Annotated in this window: 15 protein-coding genes and 2 pseudogenes; 10 read left to right on the forward strand and 7 right to left on the reverse strand. The window is 42.6% G+C overall.

The annotated features are described in order from the left end of the window. Window positions 1-59 precede the first annotated feature (59 nt). The 7 genes and pseudogenes from zwf to ACE1AT_RS17240 all read right to left on the reverse strand — a co-directional run bounded on the left by zwf (window position 60) and on the right by ACE1AT_RS17240 (window position 9,109). Window positions 60-1,577, reverse strand: a complete 1,518-nt coding sequence (gene zwf, locus ACE1AT_RS17210; RefSeq protein ID WP_374870512.1) for a glucose-6-phosphate dehydrogenase — start codon at window positions 1,575-1,577, stop codon at window positions 60-62. 254 nt (window positions 1,578-1,831) lie between these two features. Further along, window positions 1,832-2,815 carry a phosphogluconate dehydrogenase (NAD(+)-dependent, decarboxylating) gene (gene gnd / locus ACE1AT_RS17215; protein ID WP_374870436.1) on the reverse strand — a complete coding sequence of 328 codons (984 nt, stop codon included), beginning with the start codon at window positions 2,813-2,815 and terminating at the stop codon, window positions 1,832-1,834. A 24-nt stretch (window positions 2,816-2,839) separates the two neighbouring features. Then, complete coding sequence (locus ACE1AT_RS17220; RefSeq protein WP_374870438.1) at window positions 2,840-5,695, reverse strand: bifunctional transaldolase/phosoglucose isomerase; 2,856 nt, start codon at window positions 5,693-5,695, stop codon at window positions 2,840-2,842. A 258-nt stretch (window positions 5,696-5,953) separates the two neighbouring features. After that, on the reverse strand, window positions 5,954-6,994 hold the full coding sequence (locus ACE1AT_RS17225) for a hypothetical protein (protein WP_374870440.1): 1,041 nt from the start codon (window positions 6,992-6,994) through the stop codon (window positions 5,954-5,956). Between the two features lie 58 nt (window positions 6,995-7,052). Continuing rightward, entirely contained in the window at window positions 7,053-7,883 is an 831-nt protein-coding gene (locus tag ACE1AT_RS17230) for a multicopper oxidase domain-containing protein (RefSeq protein WP_374870514.1), read from the reverse strand. A gap of 330 nt (window positions 7,884-8,213) precedes the next feature. After that, a pseudogene (locus ACE1AT_RS17235) lies at window positions 8,214-8,777 on the reverse strand (multicopper oxidase domain-containing protein); the annotation flags it as partial. Between the two features lie 50 nt (window positions 8,778-8,827). Then, window positions 8,828-9,109 carry a hypothetical protein gene (locus ACE1AT_RS17240; protein ID WP_374870442.1) on the reverse strand — a complete coding sequence of 94 codons (282 nt, stop codon included), beginning with the start codon at window positions 9,107-9,109 and terminating at the stop codon, window positions 8,828-8,830. 1,523 nt (window positions 9,110-10,632) lie between these two features. Between ACE1AT_RS17240 and ACE1AT_RS17245 the strand changes: the two genes are divergently transcribed. From ACE1AT_RS17245 to ACE1AT_RS17290, 10 genes and pseudogenes are all read left to right on the forward strand, one after another. Continuing rightward, entirely contained in the window at window positions 10,633-11,025 is a 393-nt protein-coding gene (locus ACE1AT_RS17245; protein ID WP_374870444.1) for a carboxymuconolactone decarboxylase family protein, read from the forward strand. A 313-nt stretch (window positions 11,026-11,338) separates the two neighbouring features. Beyond that, window positions 11,339-11,905 (forward strand): hypothetical protein, encoded by a 567-nt coding sequence (locus ACE1AT_RS17250; protein ID WP_374870446.1) that lies wholly within the window; start codon window positions 11,339-11,341, stop codon window positions 11,903-11,905. Between the two features lie 69 nt (window positions 11,906-11,974). Next, on the forward strand, window positions 11,975-12,604 hold the full coding sequence (locus ACE1AT_RS17255; protein WP_374870448.1) for a DJ-1/PfpI family protein: 630 nt from the start codon (window positions 11,975-11,977) through the stop codon (window positions 12,602-12,604). 133 nt (window positions 12,605-12,737) lie between these two features. After that, window positions 12,738-12,989 (forward strand): annotated as a pseudogene (locus ACE1AT_RS17260) (DUF1830 domain-containing protein); the annotation flags it as partial. Window positions 12,990-13,076: 87 nt separating this feature from the next. Then, entirely contained in the window at window positions 13,077-15,197 is a 2,121-nt protein-coding gene (glgX, locus tag ACE1AT_RS17265) for a glycogen debranching protein GlgX (RefSeq protein WP_374870450.1), read from the forward strand. 37 nt (window positions 15,198-15,234) lie between these two features. Next, complete coding sequence (locus ACE1AT_RS17270; RefSeq protein WP_374870452.1) at window positions 15,235-17,406, forward strand: AGE family epimerase/isomerase; 2,172 nt, start codon at window positions 15,235-15,237, stop codon at window positions 17,404-17,406. A gap of 385 nt (window positions 17,407-17,791) precedes the next feature. Beyond that, on the forward strand, window positions 17,792-19,450 hold the full coding sequence (locus ACE1AT_RS17275) for an FAD-dependent oxidoreductase (protein ID WP_374870454.1): 1,659 nt from the start codon (window positions 17,792-17,794) through the stop codon (window positions 19,448-19,450). 20 nt (window positions 19,451-19,470) lie between these two features. Continuing rightward, the gene (locus ACE1AT_RS17280; protein WP_374870456.1) at window positions 19,471-20,895 is read left to right on the forward strand and encodes an ATP-binding protein; all 1,425 of its coding nucleotides are present in this window, start codon (window positions 19,471-19,473) and stop codon (window positions 20,893-20,895) included. Between the two features lie 22 nt (window positions 20,896-20,917). Further along, window positions 20,918-21,205 carry a ubiquitin carboxyl-terminal hydrolase 14 gene (locus ACE1AT_RS17285; protein WP_374870458.1) on the forward strand — a complete coding sequence of 96 codons (288 nt, stop codon included), beginning with the start codon at window positions 20,918-20,920 and terminating at the stop codon, window positions 21,203-21,205. Window positions 21,206-21,247: 42 nt separating this feature from the next. Then, a complete protein-coding gene (locus ACE1AT_RS17290) occupies window positions 21,248-22,414 on the forward strand; it encodes a low temperature requirement protein A (protein WP_374870460.1) in 1,167 nt (388 codons plus the stop codon). The last annotated feature ends 56 nt before the right edge of the window (window positions 22,415-22,470 follow it).

The raw sequence follows: 22,470 nt of genomic DNA on the forward strand, positions 1-22,470 counted from the left end.
ATGATTTTTTCTACAGCTGATAAATTTGTTGATGTGACTACAATTATTTGCTACTAGAATCATGGTTCAACCTTCCGCCACTGCCGACCGTCACGCTCTAACAAGTCGAAAGCTTCTTGAGGACCCCAAGTACCTGCCGCATAATTTGGAAAACTACGAGGGGGTAACGCTTTCCAGACATCTAGGATTGGTGTCACCACATTCCACCCAATTTCAACATTGTCAGCTCGCTGGAATAGGGTGGCGTCGCCAATCATACAGTCGTAAAGCAGTGTTTCATAGCCAGTACTTGGCTGAGTGCCAAAGTAGTCAGCATATTCAAAATTCATCTCTACCGTACCCATACGTACACTAGGGCCGGGAACCTTAGCGCCAAACTGCAAACTGATACCTTCGTTGGGATGAATACGTAAAACTAGGAAATTGGGTGTTAGTTGCTCGATGGGCGTCTGACGAAACAGTAGAAACGGGACGTGCTTGAACTGAATTGCAATTTCAGTCACTCGTTCCGGTAGAGCTTTACCTGTCCGCAGGTAAAAGGGTACATCAGCCCAGCGCCAATTGTCAAGCATCAGCTTCAGCGCTACAAAAGTTTCAGTACCAGAATTATGAGCGACGCGCGGCTCGGTACGGTAAGCAGGCACTGACAAACCTTTCACCGTACCCGCACCATACTGTCCGCGTACTGTTTGGGTAAGGACTTCTTCCGGACTAAGTGGTTGGATTGCCCGCAGCAATTTAGACTTTTCATCCCGTACTGCGTCGGCTTCAAACGAAAGTGGCGGCTCCATCGCCATGAGTGCCAGCAACTGGAACATATGGTTTTGCACCATGTCCCGCAATGCACCTGCTCCTTCATAGTAACCGCCTCTGCCCTCTACACCAACACTTTCGGCAACCGTAATTTGCACGTGGTCGATGTAACGGTGGTTCCAGACTGGCTCAAATAGACCATTACCAAATCGAAAAACCAGAATGTTCTGTACTGTTTCCTTGCCGAGGTAGTGATCGATACGGTAAACTTGGCTTTCTTGCAGGACACTACTGATATTTTTATTCAGAGCGCGAGCCGAATCAAAATCATTTCCAAAGGGCTTCTCAATAATTACTCGCCGCCAAAGACCTTCTTCTTCACGAACTAGTCCACCAGTTCCTAGTTGCCACACAATATCGTTAAAGAAATTAGGTGCTGTCGCTAGATAGTATAGGTAATTGCCACGTGTACCGCATTCCTGATCTACAGTCGCTAGCAGTTCCTGTAACTGCTCATAAGTACTAGGATCTTGAAACTCACCTGACAGATAGTATAAACGCTTTTCAAACGAATCCCAAAGCTGTGTATCTACTGAGCTGGTCGCAAACTCATGAATGTCCCGACTTATTTTTTGGCGGAAGTCATCGGTACTCATCTGAGCGCGAGCCACTCCCACGACGGCAAATTCCTTGGGTAACAGGTTACTTTGTGCTAAGTTGTACAGAGCTGGAATCAACTTACGCTTAGTCAAATCTCCAGCAGCACCGAAGATTACCATTACGCAGGGATCACCGGGTCGATCTACTAGCCATTTATCAGTCATGTTCATTGTTTTTGTGCCTTGTCATGATTTTAGGGAACGCCACAAAATAAATGATCCAACTCGTGGCCTTGTCTGTTGTCTGTTGCAATTGAATATTTTTGGGTTTGGAAGTCCCTGCTTTCTCTCAATGCCTAGTGCTAACATACTTTTCATTGGCTTTTAAGTACCATTACAAAATTAATTACACATTCTTCAAGCCGTTCCCTATTCTCTGTTCCCTTCCTTCACGAATGAATTTAATTTTGCTTAACTACTTATGACCTTGCATTTTGCTCTATGTGTCCACCGAATTTGTATCGCATTGCTGACAGTAACTTCTCGGCAAAAGTATGCTCCTGTCGTGAGCGGAAGCGTGTGTAAAGTGATGCCGATAGCACATCAGCAGGTACGGCTGACTCTATGGCTGCCATAATCGTCCAGCGTCCTTCGCCAGAGTCCTGCACAAAACCTGTATACTCAGAAAGTGTTGGGTTTTCAACCAAAGCCATCGCCGCTAAGTCTAGTAGCCACGAACCCACAACACTGCCTCGACGCCAAACTTCAGCAATGTCTGCTACATTAAGGTCATAGCGATAAGCCTCGGACAGTTCTGGGGAGTTGGCATTACGGAAGATATCAAAGCCTTCAGCGTAAGCTTGCATCAGGGCATACTCGATGCCGTTGTGAACCATCTTGACAAAATGTCCGGCACCATTTGGACCACAGTGCAAGTAGCCGTCTTCAGCTGTGCTACTCAGTTTTTCCCGTCCTGGCGTACGGGAAATGTCACCTCGTCCAGGAGCAATAGTTTTAAAAATTGGGTTTAGATGTTTAACTATTTCTTGTTCGCCGCCGATCATTAGGCAGTAGCCTCGCTCTAATCCCCACACTCCACCACTAGTTCCCACATCTACGTAGTTGATGCCTAGATTTTGCAAAACCTTAGCACGGCGCACATCGTCTTTGTAGTAGGAATTGCCACCGTCGATGATGATGTCACCCGGTGCCATTTTCTGTGCTAGTTCCATGACCATCTGCTCTGTTGCCTCACCGGCTGGCACCATTACCCAAGCAACACGAGGTTTAGTCAATTGATTGACGAAATTGTCAAGGGAAGTAGTTCCTATTGCCCCTTCACTTTCTAGCTGCTTTACTTTGTCGGGGGTCCGATTGTAGACGACACACTCGTGTCCGTCTTTTAGCAGACGTCGGACTATATTTGCACCCATACGTCCTAGACCAATCATGCCCAGTTGCATATAATTCTCCTTGAGTTTGCTGATTCAGAACAAGACTTGCTTGATTGCCGTTTGTAGGGTGGTTAAACCTGCTTGCACATCTGAACCTAAATGCACTCGCAAAGCTCGTCGCGATCGCTCTGCTAATACCTGAAAGTCACCCCGTGCTTGAGCCGCTTTGACTACACCAAAACTATACTTATGTCCAGGTACAGGTAAATCAACACTTGCATCGCAGGTAATTTGTAAAAACACACCGGTATTCGGTCCACCCTTATAAGCTTGCCCCGTGGAGTGTAAGAAGCGTGGACCAAAGCCTAAACAAGTTGCTACCTGCTTGGCATCGCGAACAGCTTGCCGAATTGCTTGTAGTTGTGTTTGGTGTAACTCGTTCATCTCAACATAAGCCAGCAGAGCAAAATAATCACCGACTTGGATGCGGTCTAGGTGCGCCCGCAGATAGCCAACCAAGGAGCGATCACTTGTTGCTTCAAAAAGTGCAGCCGCATTTTTTTGGTCAGTGAACAACTGGATGCGGTTTTCTGTTAGTATTGGCGTCTCTGGTGGGAGCGCACCCGTTTGTTCATACTTGGATGTCAATTGTCGCGTGGCAATTTTGCTCGCTTCTACATCCGGCTGATTAAAGGCGTTAATCCCAATAATTGAACCTGCAACGGCGGTGGCAAATTCCCAACGGAAAAATTCCTGACCTAGTTGATAGGCATCTCGTATTAAAATACGTACTACAGGCTGTCCTGCTTGTTCTAAAGCATCGACTATTGTATCTTGCTCTGGATTGGAGTTAGTCTCCAGCTTAATATAGACAAACAGGCGATCGCTGCCGTAAATATCTGGTGTTCCCAAAGGTTCCTGGTCAATAGGAATCAATCCTTTGCCGTTTTTACCTGTTGATTCAGCAAGTAACTGCTCTAACCACGCACCCAAATCCGAAATAGCCGATGAGATAATTAAGGTAACTTTATCTCGACCTTGGTTGGCAAGCACTCCTAGAATTGTTCCCAATACTACACCAGGGTTGTCTGTGGCTGGAACAGTCGCAGCACAAGAGTGTACCATTTCTTCGGCATAGTCGAGGAATTTCGCGACATCAACGCCCATAATTGCCGCAGGTACCATGCCAAAATTTGACAGAGCCGAGTACCTGCCACCGATACTGGGTAAGCCGAAGAAAATGTTACGGAAGCCGTCACTTTGTGCCACTTGCTGGAGTTTCGAGCCGGGGTCGGTGATTGCAATGAAGCGTCTACCTGCTTCTTCTGCACCCAAAGCCTGCTGTACCCGCTCGAAGAAATACTGCTTAAAGATGTTCGGCTCCAAAGTACCGCCCGACTTACTGGATACAATGAACAGAGTGTTGGTCAGATCCACTTTATCTTCAACTGCTTTGATCTGGGCTGGATCTGTTGAATCCAACACGTGTAATTCAGGGTAGCCCAGCACTTTGCCAAAGGTAAGCTTCATCACTTCAGGACACAGGCTAGAGCCGCCCATTCCTAGTACTACTGCATCCTTAAAACCTGTACTCTTAACTTCTTCGGCGAGTTTTTTGAGGTGGTCAATATGTGCCAATTGGTCTTCAGTGATCCCAAGCCAGCCTAGCCAACGGCTCTCATCCTCATTTGTCCAGAGCAACGCATCTCGCGCCCACAACCGTCGTACTTTGTTGTTGGTGAGCCAATCTTTAAGAGATGCTTCCACGCTTTTGGCTAGAGCATCAGGCAGATAGTAACTTTGCCGATCTAGGGCTGTACCTAGCACCGCTTCACGCTTTTTCTCGACAACACTTAACAATTTGTCAAACGCTTCAATGAATAACTGTACCCCCTCTGTTAATAGCTGTTGTGTGATCTCCTGTATTGAGATGTTGACCTGAGAGAGGGCTTCCATTATGTCATGCGCTTCTTCTAGATGCTCTTTCAAGCTGCCACGACGTGGTTGTCCATGATCGCGAAACGCCTCAAATGTTGCTGGAGGAATGGTGTTTACTGTGTCTAAACCGATGAGTTCCTCTACGTAAAGTACGTCGCGATACAGGGGGTTTTTGGTGCTAGTGCTAGCCCATAGGAGTCGTTGCGTTTGTGCGCCCCGATTGGCTAATGATTGCCACTGATCGCTCTGATAGATTTCTTGGTAGCGTTGATAAGTCAGTTTAGCATTGGCAATAGCAACTTTACCCATAAGGCTTCGCAAGGATGCCTGTTCGCTGGGACTGGTAGCTGTCTTGATGCGATTGGTGGCGATCGCATCAATGGCAGTATCAATGCGGCTGATGAAGAAGCTGGCGACGCTGGCTACCTTACTTACGTCCCCGCCTTGCGCTGCCAACACTTCTAAACCACTGATATAAGCATCTGCGACTAAATTATAGGTTTCCTGAGAAAATAGGAGTGTAACGTTAACATTGATACCCTTACTAATCAATTGTTTGATTGCAGGGATACCAGCAGGTGTTGCAGGAACCTTAATCATCACATTCTCACGTCCAACTGCTTGCCAGAGTCGTTGCGCCTCGGCGATTGTGCCTTGTGTGTCGTGAGCGAGGTAAGGTGATACTTCCAAACTAACGTAGCCGTCACGCTTTTTCGTTTGTTTGTAGACAGACTGCAAAACATCAGCAGCATTTTGAATATCGCTAATCGCCAATTGCTCATAGAGCGACATGGCGTCCATGTCTTGTTGCTGCTCAAGTGCAATCAGTGGATCATTATAGTCGGTGCTGCCAGCAATGGCTTTCTCGAAAATAGTAGGGTTAGACGTGACACCACATAATCCATCCTCATCTACTAAACGTTGTAATTCGCCACTGGTAATCAAGCTGCGGCGAATGTAGTCTAACCAGACAGACTGTCCGTAATTCCGCAGAGTTTGCAGAGAATTCATAAATTGCGTTTCCAAAAGTATTAATTAACTTTATAGATTCGGGCAGTACTGGGGAGAAGCACTCTGTATTAAAGTTTCCACTTAAAAAATTTTTTGACCAGTCAAGATCGCCAAATTAAGGACAAACTTACTGAGGGATAGATATGTAAAAAATAAAATGCCCAATTAGGTTGATAGGTTATTCCTGGCTACAGGCAAGCTGGATCTGCAAAAAATATGAGTTTTCCTACACCCTCATATGCTCACACCTATTCGCAACTAACACCAACAATTAGAGCCTGCTGAGACTCCATAGTTACAAACAGAGGTGAGTGTAACATTATCAACCAATAATCCAGAATCAATAGTGTTATCTCCCACATCTACTACTCCGAGTCCCAAAGTGTATGTCCCGGCAGTTGGTATTGTAAAGGAAAAAGTTTGAAAGCCAGTCTCTGCAAAAAATTCTGTTGTCGAAGAAGTCACCAATGATGAAAACGTCGTGTCAGCTAGTTCTGATTCGGAACTGATTGAAACGAAGGAAAAATCGTTATTAGAGAACACTTGTGCGCTCTCATTCGTAAGGAAATTCCAATCGAAAGTTAAAATGTCTCCAGCGTTGGCTGTGAATGTTTGTCGAATAGCTGAACCTTGAGTAACATCTCCATTGCCAAAATTATCCAGGCTTCCAGTTTCTAAACCCAGGAATGTTTCTATAATTGTGTCAGAAAATGTGACTCCCCCAGTTGACAATAAAGCCTGAGAAGTCCCCTCACTCGGACCACTATTAAACGCTGGTGTTTCAATAGTGGTTGCACCTAGTGTTGTCCATCCAGTAAAATCACTGCTTTCAAAGCTACTGTTGATAACCGTTGGGTTGGGATAGGGTTCGGGAAGAGTAAACGTGTTGAATGACAGTGTATAGCAACCAGATTCAAAGTGATCACCTGTAAGGCTAGTGTCCCTCAAGCCAGTTACTGCAAAATTCAGACTGCCATCTGTTGGTACTATTCCGGTTAGTACAGATAGAACACTATCATCAGCTTGGTCATCATTGATTGCGAGGATATTACCGGAATTATCAACCAACCCCAGAAGTGGATCAACAAACTCTGAAGTTATTTCTGCGGTAAACAAACTTCCAGCAATAAGGCCTGAGATAGTAAAAAAGTCAATGTCACTATAACTAAGTTGCCCATATATAGCACTGGTATCAGATGATAGAGATTGTCTGGTATTGAAAGAGTTATTAGGTTCACTCTCAATTACTATTGTTTGTTGAAGTTCTTCAAATTGAGATAAAGAGGAATTTTTTGTCATAATATTTAAGGATTTGTGTGCAAACAACCTAATTTCTGATAAAAGCTTCTGGTAAGAGCTACGATACTACCTCAAAGGGCAGCATCATCTCGTTGTCCTCATGTTCAAGCATATGGCAGTGCCACACGTAGCGCCCAGTAAACGAGTTGCCAAAAGGTAGATTCTCCGCAGCTTGAGCACCAAATGGAACGATAAGACGGGTAATTTCGCCTGGATTGACTAGCACTGTATCCTTCCACCCGGCTTCATTTGGTGCTGGCGGTCTCGCCGGACCAATGACAAAGGGGGTTGGATCGGGCGGTGGGTAGCCAGCTGGCACTGTTGGCCCACCAGGTGCGTGGTGTGTGAGTACTGTGCGAGAACCAGTGGCAAAGTATGCCTTCGTGTACTGGGTTGTGTTAATTTTCTGTCGATTAAGGATCTGGAAGAAGACCAGATGCAAGTGCATCGGGTGAGCGACAGGTTGAAGATTAATAATATTCCACTGCTCCACAGTATCTACCTTTGGACGCTCCATCAGCATTTCAGGGTAGTTCTCGGCCTCATCCCAGTACACGTAGTTGAGCAGCACCACAAGTGGCCCAGTTGGACTAGGGATCTCTACCAGTGTCAAAAATCGCTGTTGCACTGGCGTAGTAGCAATCGGTTTAATGAGTGGTTTATGCAATCGCAGTGTCTGGGGAATGACTTTAGGAGCAGGAGCAACTGTGTTGACGGTGAATTGCATGATTTCTGGTAATAGGAAATTACCTAGTACCATGTTGGCTCTACCTTCAGGATACGGTGCGATCGCCTCATTTTCCAAAACGATTTTGTCTCCTGGCAGGTTTTTAGAGAAGTCAATTAGCACATCTGCTCGTTCACCGGAAGACAGCAGCAGTCTAGACAATGGTACTGGAGCATTCAGAAATCCTCCGTCAGTACCGATTTGAATAATTGGCTGGTTCGACGACAGCTTAAGGTTGTAGGTTCGGGAGCTTGAGCCGTTGATGATCCGGAATCGATATAAAGTGCGGTCAACATTAAGGTTTGGCCACGCCTTGCCGTTAACGGTAGCTACGTCGCCAAGAAACTCCACTTCCCATAATTCGGGGTGATATATTGATCCATCAGGGTTGAATACCCGATCCTGCAAGACGAGTGGTATTTCATAAGGAGATCCTGAGGGGAGACCAAGCGGTCCATTGCCTCCAGCAGGATCGTCAATGTCTCTGAGCAAATAGAACCCAGCGAGTCCAGCCATCACATTTTGACCAGTGATACCAAGCGCATGGTCGTGATACCACAACGTCGCCGCTTCCTGATTGTTGTTGAAGTTGTATACGTAAGACTGTCCTGGCGTGAATGTATCCGTCGGATAACCGTCACTTTGTGGTTCTGTATTGCTGCCATGCAGATGCAACGATATCCGTGGACTAGTTTTGTCAGATTCCAGTACACCGTGCAACCTTGTGTCAAGTGGCAACGGGTGAGGCCCAAGTTCATTGTTTACGGTGAGTCTAAGCGGTGTACCTCTGGTGACTTCGATAGTCGGTCCAAGGTACTCAGCCCCGCCGTAGCCCCATGTGGGACCTGCTCCTAAGTTTTTATGGAACGAGTGAGAGCTAGATGCTACTGTCAAATTAGTAGGTGCTCCACTAGGAAAAGGTATAGGTAGAGTCTCTGTAAATTTCGATATCTGCGGCGAAGCTGCGATGCTTCTCTTCGCCCTAAGCATTGCAGGAACGAGAAATGCTGCTCCCAATCCTGCACTTGTCATCATAAATTGCCTTCTAGTAACCATTCTTTCTTATCTATAGTGTCTATTGAAAGTTTGTTTTAATTATTGGAGCATCATTTTTTCTCCAAAATAAATCTTTTTTTATCTGATTTAATAGTTGTAACAGAGGTGGAGAATGAGTTATGAATTTCTAAATTCGGCAACGGCATTTCTTGCCAGCAATTTCGGCAGAACCAGTATACACGGTTATTACGAATATGCTGTAACAGTCGATGGGAACAGCAAAGACAATTTTTCACTTGAACGGTTGGTTTAAAGCAAACCCCTGATTGCTGGCTGCCTTTAGCCTGAATCAACGACTCGCGATCGCTCCAAGTGGTTACTATCCAATGCATTAGTAAACCATTCCTATTTCATGAATTATTATCAATATATCCTCTAAATTTATACCGCATAGTAAACGGTAATTCCTAAGCAAAAATAGCTTGGTTAAGCGCAAATAAGAAAACGATATTAGTTAAGAAAAAAGAGAAAAGATGAAAAGATAAAAAAGTAGCTTTCCACCTTTTTCCTTGATTGTGGCAATGGTATTAAAGAATAGAGAAAGTATACTTAATTATATTGAAATCCAACCCTTTTTCACTACTTAAGATACACATTTTAAAGGAAAACTTATTGCTAGTGGTAAGTTTTAAGAGATGACTTATAAATTATCTTAAATTTGTAGGGATGAAGCGTTACGGTAAAAAATACAAAAGTAAATACGTCTGAAATTATTACCAATACAATAACAAAGGTCTAATGGCGACCCCTAATAAAATCAACTTTATTTATGCCTATCTAGCTTGAAAAATGGGTGTAATAAGAGTCATATTTTTCTTCACCCTGGTGTACACAGTTCATGACGGCTACTAGCTTAAAAATAGAGCAAGAGAAATAGAATTTCCATCCATGCTGGTGTAGCAGTTCGGCTTCGGCTACTTATTTTGTAAATGAAATCTAATTTGCAGAAACAATTAATATTTGAAGTCATAACATAGTTTTTCAGCTACGTAGAATTTTGTCTATTGAAGATCGATAACTTAAGGAGGAAGTTAATTGCAATAGGAATTTGCTAAAGCACTAAATTTATCCTGATAATTTCCGCCTAATAATAGTCACAACTGCTTTGTGCGACTTTGGCATAGGCATCAATCGAAGCGATAATTTACGATTGCTTATTGCTTGGATATATAAGGTGTGACTTTGCTTTATCGTTGATTTTTGATGAAAACGTCTTTACGTTAAGTATCTCACTCATAAAAACTCTGTATCCAATTCCTTAATATTGTTTTTATTAAAGGAAACCTCCGCAGGGAAAATTTTAGGGTGTTGGTACAAGATATAAACGTCACACAAAGTGGAAGTCAAAAGTATGAAACCTCTCTCTCAATAAATTAAGAAACGCATTTTTTGGGATTTATAAAACTCTTACTGTATCGAGATTATAAAATCTGGTCTTAGGAGTTATTCAAAAAAAATCAAATTATAGTGAAACGGCTTATGTTGTTCCTTAACCTAAAGATTTTCTCTGGCTAAAACTTTCCAGCCTTGAAAAACTAAAAGACGAAAAGTGTTTCATCTTTGAAAAGATGCAGTCAAAATAGCATGATAAAAAACTCTGCATCTTTCACTCGTGATATAAATCTATAGCAATTTTAATCTATTGGTGAGAAGAGCCGCAGATAAAAACCCTTATTTCATAGGCATTACAGACTTTATTCATTCTTACGTATCATTTAGGATTGCTATAGTTCAAGTTCGCTATCAAAGTTTTTAGGCTAACTACACAAGCAAAGTTCACTGAGTAACTTTGTATATTTCAAAACAATCTTCGCAGTAGAATAGCAAAACTTATGTAATTAAGTGGAGAGAAACTATGAATCAGAACGATTCTGTGACATTGGTTCAAGACTACAAAGCAACACCATACAAAAATGCTGTTTTAGATGATAAAAATCTTCAAAATGCTTTAAAAAGTATCAATTCTAAGTTTGGAGATTTTTGCACCCGCGTAGCAGGTGAAGCATGGGGTCTTCCATTAATTGACCAAAAAACCAAGGCTTTAATCACAATTGCTGTTGATGTTGTAAATCAGGATCAAACCGGAAATGGTAGTCCTTTTGAAGCACACGTAACAATGGCTATGCAACAAGGAGCTACACGTGAAGAAATCGAAGAACTCCTTTTATTTATGTGCGTTTATGCGGGATTCAATAAGGCAGCAGGATGCTTTGGTATCCTTAATGATATTCTCGGCCCTTCAGCATGATCTTCTAAAAGATCATGAAATTGATAAATAACAGAATAATGGCGTTGCATAATTGCAGGATGATTTTGGAATTTGCATGACTCAATAATCACCATGTTTCTGTGTCTTTGTGTCTCCACGTCAGCCTCAATCATCCCATTATTCAGTAACACCAGAATAATTTAGTGTGGAACTGTGGAACCAGGTGTGCTTGAATACCAATTGATTCTTTGTATTCAGTGATTAATTGTAATTCTGCACTATCCAACTACAGTCAATCAATAAAGTTTACAGCCGAGTACTGCAATTTTGACTACCATCACAGAGGTTTCAGATGAAAAAGCAAACTAACTGCTACCAAGAACTGTCTGCAGATTATTCAAAACCAGGTCTAGTTGATAGTGTGTTAGCAAACAAATTAATCAACGATGCTGAGACATATGTTTCTCTTCGTGAAGAAACTTTACCGGAAATTACTCCTGAGTATAACTTAACGCAAATAGAAAAGGAAAACAGGGATTGGTGGCCAACCCACTGTGAAGCACTGCGACAAGGAAGGGGAGATATTTTAGCAGGTGAATACACCAATAACCTTGTTTATCTGTGCGTTGATGGGCCTTTTTACGGTAAAACCGCCGGGACAGAGAGAGAGGCTAATTGGTGGGCCATTATTGCTCAACCAGGTGTAACAATGACTTGGCCCATTGTTATGTTTCATGGTGAGGTCGTTTACTTTGAATGGAACTGTATGGATGACGAAACGAATGAAGTAATTGCCAAAGGAAACGTAACCTGGCTCCGACGTGGACACAGAGGCGCGTGCTATTTAAAATGCGAGCAACTCACCTTTTATCGCAATGTTTTTGCACCAGCTGAATTACTGCAATTGATCAAGCGCTAATGGGTAATGTAGTAAGTTACCAAGCAGCAAACTGAAAATTTATTTAGCCACAATTATGAGGGAGACAACATGGCAACTACAACTTTTAAGAGTAAGGGAAAAATAGGTGTACTCATTGAGGAGCACTTTGACGAAATTGAGTTTCGCGCATTTAACAAATTCTTCCCTGCAAATGGATATGAACTAGAGTACATATCCCATCTTTGGAACCAAGAAGAATTGACGTTTAAGGGTATTGACTTAACAGAAGAAGTCACAGTTAGAGTAGAAGTGAATAACGTTGAACCTACTGATTATGAAGGTATCATTCTCATCGGTGCATATGCGATGGATCGCCTTCGTTATGAAGAGCATCATCAAGAAGGTCAACCCAACCAAGCTCCCGCCGTCAAATTTCTCCGAAAAGCTGTAAAGGCTATGGATAGTGGCAGATTAAGGATTGGAACAATCTGCCATAGTCTTTGGCTATTTTGTGCTGATCCAGAACTCCTTAACAATCGTGAGGTCACATGCGCCCATAACATTATTTGTGATGTCCAAAACGCCGGAGGTATCGTTATTTTCGATGGCAATAGAACCAAGAATTTACATATTCATGGCAATCTAATCACAGCTAAACATCCTAATGTCGTTGCTGAATTCATGGACATTTTTTTAAAGGCAATCAACGAGCAGCAATTGCAGATAGTGACCAAATAGAAAATCACAACTAAGGAATTGAGCTTTTTAGGTGCGAAAAAGACTATTCACTTGGTTTCACTTAAAAATCTGAGTTAACGATCTTATTCTAGAGTGGCTAATTAGCAGAAGATTCAGGATGAAACCTGTTGTTATGACTCAAATACTGGATTCTTTACCTTCCGAGCAACCCAACAAAATTCTCTGCCGCTATATTAATGCCACTAGCCAGATTCAAATTGCTCGGATCGCAAACATTCCCAATTGGTACTTTGAGCGAGTTATTATTCCTGGACAGTATCTTTTGTTTGAAGCCCCGGTGGATGGTCAATTGGAAATTCATACAGCTACGGAGGTCTGTGCAATTTTATCAGATAAGATATTTTGCAAGCATCTACGCATCAACTAAAGAATGAAATATCGGGGATCTATGAGATACCCAATTACCTTTTGTTTTGTTTCCAAAATACTTAGGAGTTAAACAAGGAGCACAATGACTGTAACACCAGCTAAATTACAGACAAAACAAGTTACAAAAGAGTACCAAGTAGAAGTGGGACGCACGCATCCATTGGGTGCAACACCTTATAAAGACGGAGTAAACTTCTCAATCTTTGCAGAACATGCAGCATCTATCGAACTCTTATTGTTTGAACAGCCTAATGACCCAGAACCCATTCAGATTATTAAATTAGACTCAAGGAAAAATAAAACTTTTCACTTTTGGCATATTTATGTCAAAGGATTAAAACCTGGAACTGGTTACGCCTATCGAATTGACGGTCCTCAAGATTTACAGCAAGTAGGACATCGTTTTAACAAAAATAAGGTACTGCTCGATCCTTATTCTAAGGGAAATGCTAACGCTCTTTGGAACCGTATTGATGCTTTGGGTTCAAAAGACAATCTAACCACCTCAATGCGTAGTGTAGTCATCGATATATCGGATTACGATTGGGAAGGCGATCGCCCTCTCAATCGACCAATGAGTGATACTATCATTTATGAGTTACATGTTGGCGGATTTACCAAGTCACCTTCCTCTGGCTGCCAATATAAAAATACTTTCTCTGGAGTCATTGAGAAGATTCCTTACTTGAAAAAACTAGGTATAACAGCTGTTGAACTCTTGCCAATATTTGATTTTGATGAAAAGGAAGTTGTTCGAGAAGTTAATGGTATACCCTTGAAAGACTACTGGGGATACAATCCCCACAGTTTCTTTGCACCTGAAGTTTCTTATTGTTATTCTCCTAAGGAGAAAAACCCGATTAACGAGTTTCGGGATATGGTTAAGGCATTGCATAAAGCTGGAATTGAGGTCATTTTAGATGTAGTCTTTAACCACACCAGCGAAGGTAATCATCAGGGTCCAACTATTAACTTTAAAGGTATAGGAAATAGTACTTACTATCACCTCGTACCTTGGGATAAGCAGTACTACATGGATTACTCCGGGTGCGGAAATACATTCAACTGCAATCACCCAATTGCAGAAAAGTTAATTGTAGAGTGTCTAGAATTTTGGGTGAAAGAAATGCATGTGGATGGTTTTCGGTTTGATGAAGGATCTATTTTATCCCGTGGGCAGGATGGAGTCCCTATGGTTCATCCGCCAGTTGTCTGGCACATTGAAACATCTGCTACCTTAGCCGAAACCAAAATCATTGCTGAGGCTTGGGATGCTGGTGGACTTTATCAAATTGGTTACTTTCCTGGTTATCGCTGGGCAGAATGGAATGGCCGCTTCCGCGATGATATTCGGCGATTTGTCAAAGGAGATCCAGGACTGGTTGGGGCAGTTGCTGCACGCCTTGCTGGAAGTGCTGATCTGTATCAAGAAACAGGTCATTTACCGATTAATAGCATTAATTTTATAACTTGTCATGATGGGTTTACCCTTAATGATTTAGTCTCGTATAACGATAAACACAATGAAGCTAATGGTGAAAATAACCAAGATGGCATCAGTGACAATTTGAGTTGGAACTGTGGCGTTGAAGGAGAGATTGACGACCCAATCATTGATACATTGCGACGGAAACAGATTAAGAACTTTGCAACTATGCTTTTGCTTTCTCAAGGCGTTCCAATGATCTTGGCTGGTGACGAAGTCAGACGCACTCAAAAGGGAAACAATAATGCCTATTGCCAAGATAACGAGATTAGTTGGTTTGACTGGAATCTTGTAGAGAAGAACGCAGATATCTTCAGATTCTTCAAATTGATGATTGACTTTCGTCGGTGCTACTGCCATCCTGGCTTACGTCGTAGTTATTTCTTTACTGGTGAAGTTAATGAACGTGGTCTAGCAGATATTTCTTGGCATAGTTGTAAGTTATTTAGCCCCGGTTGGAACGACCCTGATGCGAGAGTACTTGCATATACTCTAGGTGGCTTTGAAGGAAATGCAGATATTCACGTCATGTTTAATATGTACTGGGAAGATATGGAATTTGAAATTCCCTTTCTTGAATATAGGCAATGGTACAAAGTTGTGGATACTGCTCTTGTTTCTCCTTTAGATATTGTAGAAAGAGGAAAAGAGACTCTGGTGTCAGGTGATGTATGTACTGTCAAAAATCGCAGTGTAGTCGTTCTAATTTCACAATAATTTCAATTAATTGACTTCACTTTTAGGAGCAAATTTAATGAATAACATAGATTTTTCATTTTCAGATATGGTTGCTGGGTATGTTACTGATTTTGACCCACATCAAGGAGCTTTTGGCACTTTTACTCTCAAGACCTCAGATGGACGGCTCTTTGAAGTAGCATTGACTTCAACTACCTATGCCGAACTAGTACGCAATCTGGGAGAACCTTACTACGATTGCACTAGCCAGATGAAAACAATGCTTGTCTCAGATCGATATCTTTTTGTATATGGCATTTTTTATCATGAGGCAGGCGAACACAAATTAGAAGCCAAACATATAGTTTTTCTGGGCAGAACAGAAAATGAATATATATTTGAGAAGCAAGACTGGTGGATCAATCAGATAGGAAGTCTTGCCAATTTTTACCTAAAAGCCCAGTTTGAAGATGGCGAAATTGATTATCGAAAATACCGCACTGGTATCGGCTTAGTTGGTTCCAAGGAAGACAGTAATCGCCAAGAAACTGACACCATTTCTCGCTTAGTTTATGGTTTTGCCACAGCTTATATGATGACTGGGGATGAACGCTACCTAGAGGCTGCGGAAAAAGGCACTGAATACCTGCGTCAACATATGCGTTTTCTGGATGAAGGTGAAGGAATTTGCTATTGGTATCATGCTATTGACGTAAAGCCTGATGGCAGTGAACAGAAAATATTTTCCTCAGAATTTGGAGATGATTACGATGCTATTCCAGCTTACGAGCAGATTTATGCGCTAGCTGGCCCTACTCAAACCTATCGAATAACTGGCGATCCTCGTATCATGAATGATATCGAGTTGACCGTTAATCTTTTTAACAAGTATTTCCTGGATACAACGGATAAAGGAGGATTTTTCTCACACATTGACCCAATTACTCTTAGTCCTCACTCTCAGTCTTTAGGTCATAACCGCGCCAAAAAGAACTGGAACTCGGTAGGTGATCATGCACCCGCCTATTTGATCAATCTTTGGCTAGCAACTGGTGAGGAAAAATATGCTGATTTCCTTGAGTACACCTTTGATACGATTGAAAAGCATTTTCCGGATTACGACCATAGTCCATTTGTTCAAGAACGTTTTTATGAAAATTGGGATCACGATACGGCTTGGGGATGGCAACAGAATCGGGCTGTTGTAGGTCACAACCTCAAAATTGCCTGGAACTTGATGCGGATGAACCACCTGAAACAAAAAGAAAAGTATGTAACTCTAGCTGAAAAGATTGCAGAAATTATGCCCGCAGTTGGCAGTGATCAGCAGCGTGGTGGGTGGTACGACGTATTAGAGCGTATCTTAGAACCGGATCAAAAAATACACCGTTTTGTCTGGCATGACCGCAAAGCATGGTGGCAGCAGGAACAAGCTATTTTGGCTTATCTAATTTTGACTGGTTCACTTGAGAATCCTGAATATCGACGGTTGGCGCGTGAATCATCAGCTTTCTATAATGCTTGGTTCCTTGACTACCAAGCTGGGGGTGTCTACTTCAATGTTTTGGCCAATGGACTTCCTTATCTACTAGGAACAGAGCGAGGTAAAGGTAGCCATTCCATGAGTGGCTACCACTCTTTTGAATTAGCCTACTTAGCTACAGTTTATACAAACTTATTGATTACAAAGCAGCCAATGGATTTGTTCTTTAAGCCAAAACCAGGTGGGTTTAAGGACAATGTTCTCCGGGTTGCACCAGATATTCTGCCACCTGGTAGTGTGCGTATTAGCGAAGTATGGATAAATGGGCAAAAGCATTCTGACTTTGATGCTGAAAGCCTAACAGTTAAACTGCCATCCTCTCAAGAAGAATTAAAAGTTCGAGTGAGACTTCTTCCCACACAAGTATTCTTTGACGCAACACACTTGGAAAGCGCTAATGGTATTGCCAAGATATCCTTAAGCGGATTACTGGATGCAGATGGTGTGAAACGTCTTCAAGAAGAGTTTGCTAAAGCAACAGAAAAGCCACTCAAACGCCTTGTCTTACTGCTGCAAGATTTAGAATGTATAACTACTGCTGGTATGCGAGCTCTCATTTTCATCAAGCAAAAACTAGGTCCTGATGTGGAATTGTATGTGGTTGGCGCACAAGTGCAGGTAGAGCATTTCCTGAGAATGAGTGCATTCTGTGAAGGTATTAAACTGGTGGATGAGTACGAAGCTATCGAACTAGCCAGCGTATAGTTTAGGTCAATAGCCTGCACAAAAGGATAGTGATTTCCATATACTGGCATCCGAACTATATGGGTCAACATTAGACCTGTCTTGAAAATAGGTGTAGGGGTGTAAGCGTGTAGAAAAAATTATATTTTCATGCCCTAGTTGTGTAATTTATCACATGACTGTCTAGCTTGAAAATGGGTGTAGGAAGAGTATATTTTCATGCCCTAGTTGTGTGATTTATTACATGACCTTCTCGCTTGAAAATAGAGTAAAGATAAAAGGGCAAGGGGAAGAACTATTTTCATTCCCTCGTTGTGGGCGCGACTCTTCATCAGAAGGAGCTACGCTAAAGCCCCTGGGGTTCTATCTTGAAAATAGGGGAAAGGTTAACAAATGAGGGAATATCATGGCTAAGCCTGTTCTAATTACAATAGATGACGACCCAGAAGTTTTACGGGCGATAGAGCGTGATTTGCGCCGTGAATACGGCGAAAACTTTCGGGTACTACGTGCTGAATCTGGTCAGATGGCTTTAGAGACACTGAAAAAACTGAAACTACGCAACCATCCAGTAGCTCTGTTGTTAGTGGATCAGCGGATGCCAAACATGACCGGTGTGGAATTTCTGGAACAGGCTATGGAAATCTTCCCAGATGCCAAACGTGCCTTACTTACGGCGTATGCTGACACTGATGAGGCTATTCGTGCTATCAATAAGGCTAAGATTGATTACTACTTGATGAAGCCGTGGACTCCTCCGGAGCAAGGTTTGTTCCCGGTACTTAACGATTTACTTGAGATTTGGAAAAAAACCTTTCTCCCATCGTTTGAAGGTGTTCGCGTGATTGGCGATCGATGGTCAGCCAAAACACATCAAGTCAAAGATTTTTTGGCACGTAATCATATTCCTTATCAATGGTTGGACATTGAGTCAGAGGAAGGGCGCAAGTTGACAACAGATGTTTACCTAAGTGAACTAAAATTACCACTGCTACTCTTTCCTGACGGCTCACATCTTTTACAGCCAACAAACATCGAAATAGCTAAGAAAGTTGGGCTGAAAATGCGTGCCGAAATGCCATTTTATGATGTGATCATTGTAGGTGGTGGTCCGGCTGGTTTAGCAGCAGCAGTGTATGCTGCTTCTGAAGGATTACGCACCGTCATGGTTGAAAAAGAAGCTCCAGGCGGACAAGCGGGAACTAGTTCTAGAATTGAGAATTATCTCGGTTTTCCAGTAGGACTATCTGGAGGGGATTTGGCTAGGCGTGCTGTCGCACAGGCTCAGAAGTTCGGAGCAGAAATTCTTACACCACAGGAAGTAACTGGTCTTCGCGTAGATGGTCAATATCGATATATAACCCTAGTAGATGGCTCAGAACTAAGCAGTCACACAGTAATTATTGCAACTGGTGTATCGTATCGTAGGCTTAACGTGCCTGGTAGCGAGAAGCTAACTGGTGCTGGGGTGTACTATGGAGCTGCAATGACTGAAGCAATGGCGTATCAGGGTGAAGACGTATTTATTGTTGGGGCAGGTAATTCGGCTGGACAGGCTGCTATGCATCTTTCTAGATACGCCCGTTCAGTTACCCTTTTAGTGCGTGGGGACTCACTCAAGAAAAGTATGTCTAAATATCTAATCGATCAGATCGAAGAGACAAATAACATCGTGGTCAAAGTGTTCACCGAAATTACTGAAATATTCGGTAAAGATAAACTTGAGGCAATAACTATTAGCAACTCATTAACTAATGAGGTTGAAACTGTCTGTGCTTGCGCCCTTTTCACTTTTATCGGTGCAACACCACGTACCAGCTGGTTACAAGATATTGTAGAGAGAGATTCAAAGGGATACATTCTGACTGGTCCTGATGTTTTGCATGGTGAGATGTATCCCAGAGGATGGACACTAACTCGATCGCCATATCTTCTCGAAACTAATATACCGGGAATTTTAGCAGTAGGTGATGTGCGCTATCAGTCAGTGAAACGAGTTGCTTCAGCAGTGGGTGAAGGGTCGATCGCTATTCAATTCATACATCAATATCTCTCATCCTTGTAAAAACACTGTAGATTTTTGTCATGCTTGAGTTGTTACAAACAATACCCCTGTTCAAAAACCTGACCGAGAATCAGTTGATGTGTTTGATGAACGGCAGCAATATCCGGCTGAATCCAGGAGACTTACTCTTTAAGCAAGGGGAACCTGCAAAATGCTTTTATGTGGTATTTGAAGGAGCAATCCGCCTGACACGAGAGATTAGTAACCAAGAAGTTATTTTAGCTACATATGAAGCTGGTACATTTTTTGGTGAAGTTCCGCTGCTTGCAGGCACACTTCATCTTGCAAGTGGACAAGCCGTTGGTCAGTGTCATATATATTGTTTGCACGAGGAAGAGTTCTGGCAGATGCTCATGTTCTGCCCCTCGGTGAGAAAAGCTGTTCTCGGTTTCATGGCAAGCCGAATGCAAGAGTTACAGATGTTATCTCAGCAACACGATAAACTCATTTCCTTAGGTACACTAGCAGCAGGTCTGGCCCATGAACTGGGTAATCCAACAGCAGCAGTACGTCGGGCAGCAGGACAGTTGCACGATATGGTAAACGTCTTACACAACCTCTCGCTTGAGTCTACTGAGCAACATCTCACCCCTGTTCAATTAGAGTACCTCTTGGATCTTAAGAGTCAGGCCATTGAGCGGGTGATTCAAACTTGCGACTTTGATCCCTTAACTCAGCTCGATTTGGAAGATGAACTAACTGACTGGTTAGAATCACATGGTGTTGATGATGGATGGAAATTTGTTCCTACCCTAGTTGCGGCAGGAATTAAGGCTCAACAGTTAGAAGTGATTGGCGAACATGTAAGTGTCAATACACTCAGTAGTGCATTGACTTGGTTAGAAGCAACGCTGGCTATGGCAAGTGTACTAAATGTCCTCGACCAAGGCGTTACTCGCATCTCGGATCTTGTCAATGCTGTCAAAGCCTACTCTTATATGGATCAGTCTCCACTCAAGGAGATAACTATTCATGAAGGGATAGAGAATACGCTGACTATTTTGAGCTACAAGCTCAGAAAGCATCGTACCCAAGTGGTACGTGAATACGAGCAAAATCTACCGACTATCGAAGCATATGGAAGCGCACTAAATCAAGTATGGACAAATTTGATTGACAATGCGATCGACGCCTTGGGTGAAGGAGGTACAATCTGGATACGTACTTTTAGCGCCCAAGATTGCATTACAGTGGAAATTGCGGATAACGGACCTGGTATTCCCCCTGAAATTCAATCCCGAATCTTCGATCCGTTTTTCACAACGAAGGGTATCGGTGTAGGAACTGGACTAGGTCTAGAGATTGCTTATCGAATTGTAGTTGGTCAGCATAACGGACATATTCGCTGTTTCTCAAAGCCAGGTGACACACGCTTTCAAGTTACTTTACCCCTCCACTCATTCCAAGAAATTAACAGAGCTAAAAGTGAAGCAATTCTTGCTTGAGAGAAAACATAAAGGAGAATTAATGACTATGGGGTATACAGATTTTAATCAGTTACAAGTAGTCAGACCCAGAACTAATGGCTGTGAGGAATGCATGGCAAGTGGAGACACCTGGGTACACTTGCGGGTTTGTCTCATATGCGGACATGTTGGTTGTTGTGACTCCTCTAAAAATAAGCACGCTACCAAGCATTTCCATAGCACTGGTCATCCTTTGATAAAGTCCTTTGAGCCTGGTGAGAACTGGGCTTGGTCTTATACCGACAAAACCTTTGTGCATTTACCAGCAACTGATAAAGCTGATACTTGAGTTTAATATCGTGTCCGCTTGAAAAAACATGAGGGTTTAGACGTGAAAACCTGGTTCCAACCTCCTCGTCTGCGTATTAGTGCAGAAAGCGAAGAAAAAAATGGTCATGCTACTTGGCTGGAACTTTTCTATGATTTAGTGTTTGTAGTTGCGGTATCACAAGTTGCTCACAATCTCAGCGAAGATGTCTCCCTATCAGGATTTTTTAAGTTTGTATTTCTGTTCATCCCAATTTGGTGGGCATGGATTGGTACAACATTTTATACGAATCGATTTGATATTGATGACATAGGTCATCGCTTACTGATTGGTGGGCAAATGGTAGCGATCGCCACCTTAGCAGTGAATACACATTACGGCTTGGGGGAAAGTTCTACTGGCTTTGCTCTTTCCTATGCTGCCGGAAGAGCTATGCTTGTCATTGAATATCTGCGTGCTGCCAAGCATATTCCTGTAGCACGTCCACTAGCAATTCGTTACGCACAGGGTTTTGCGATCGCTGCGGCTCTCTGGCTGATCTCAGCATTTGTACCCATCCCATTACGTTTTGGTTTTTGGGCATCGGGGCTAATTGCAGATTTCGCCACACCTCTGACAGCTAAACACTTACAGTTAGGACTAAGCCACCATGTCGAACACTTGCCAGAGCGTTTCGGGCTATTTACCATCATTGTTCTAGGCGAAGCGATTATAGGCGTGGTCGATGGTCTTTCTAATCAGAAGTGGGATGCTAAAAGCGCACTTGCTGCAATCTTCGGCTTTAGTATCGCTTTTAGCTTGTGGTGGGTCTATTTCGAGAATATTGGTAACTCAGCTTTGCGTTCTGCTAATGCAACTGGTCAAATTGGCGTTTATCAAATTTGGCTTTACGGTCATTTACCGTTGGTTATTGGACTCACTGCTACGGGAGTTGGCGTCAAACACATTATATTAAGTGAGCCTAGTGTAGCATTGCCTGCACCAGAGCGCGTACTTCTCTGTGGTACGGTAGCATTATGCTTACTAGCTCTAGCTCTTTTGCATCGTACTGGAGTTATACGCTATTGTAAAATTCGTTCTAGGTTTCGCCTTTATTCTGCATTTATCCTTCTCATACTTGCCATACTTGGCAAAAGTTTGTTGCCCGTTGTGGTAATCGGGCTTGTAGCTATAGTCTGTGCTATTCAAGTAATTCAAGATTTGTACCAAAGTCGTCTCTTAGTCTTTTAAGAAGCAGCGTGTAAATCTCACTTGAAGTTCTACATTACTATTAGAAAGGAAATAAT

Origin of the sequence: Pelatocladus sp. BLCC-F211, from assembly GCF_041928655.1 — a bacterium.
Taxonomy (GTDB): Bacteria; Cyanobacteriota; Cyanobacteriia; order Cyanobacteriales; family Nostocaceae; genus Pelatocladus.

Excerpts from the sequence above, each read along its gene's own strand:
- ACE1AT_RS17225 (WP_374870440.1), bottom strand. The coding sequence starts at position 6,994 with ATGACAAAAAATTCCTCTTTATCTCAATTTGAAGAACTTCAACAAACA.
- ACE1AT_RS17245 (WP_374870444.1), top strand. The coding sequence starts at position 10,633 with ATGAATCAGAACGATTCTGTGACATTGGTTCAAGACTACAAAGCAACA.
- ACE1AT_RS17285 (WP_374870458.1), top strand. The coding sequence starts at position 20,918 with ATGACTATGGGGTATACAGATTTTAATCAGTTACAAGTAGTCAGACCC.
- ACE1AT_RS17275 (WP_374870454.1), top strand. The coding sequence starts at position 17,792 with ATGGCTAAGCCTGTTCTAATTACAATAGATGACGACCCAGAAGTTTTA.
- ACE1AT_RS17220 (WP_374870438.1), bottom strand. The coding sequence starts at position 5,695 with ATGAATTCTCTGCAAACTCTGCGGAATTACGGACAGTCTGTCTGGTTA.
- ACE1AT_RS17270 (WP_374870452.1), top strand. The coding sequence starts at position 15,235 with ATGAATAACATAGATTTTTCATTTTCAGATATGGTTGCTGGGTATGTT.
- glgX (WP_374870450.1), top strand. The coding sequence starts at position 13,077 with ATGACTGTAACACCAGCTAAATTACAGACAAAACAAGTTACAAAAGAG.
- gnd (WP_374870436.1), bottom strand. The coding sequence starts at position 2,815 with ATGCAACTGGGCATGATTGGTCTAGGACGTATGGGTGCAAATATAGTC.
- zwf (WP_374870512.1), bottom strand. The coding sequence starts at position 1,577 with ATGACTGATAAATGGCTAGTAGATCGACCCGGTGATCCCTGCGTAATG.
- ACE1AT_RS17240 (WP_374870442.1), bottom strand. The coding sequence starts at position 9,109 with ATGCATTGGATAGTAACCACTTGGAGCGATCGCGAGTCGTTGATTCAG.
- ACE1AT_RS17250 (WP_374870446.1), top strand. The coding sequence starts at position 11,339 with ATGAAAAAGCAAACTAACTGCTACCAAGAACTGTCTGCAGATTATTCA.
- ACE1AT_RS17280 (WP_374870456.1), top strand. The coding sequence starts at position 19,471 with ATGCTTGAGTTGTTACAAACAATACCCCTGTTCAAAAACCTGACCGAG.
- ACE1AT_RS17255 (WP_374870448.1), top strand. The coding sequence starts at position 11,975 with ATGGCAACTACAACTTTTAAGAGTAAGGGAAAAATAGGTGTACTCATT.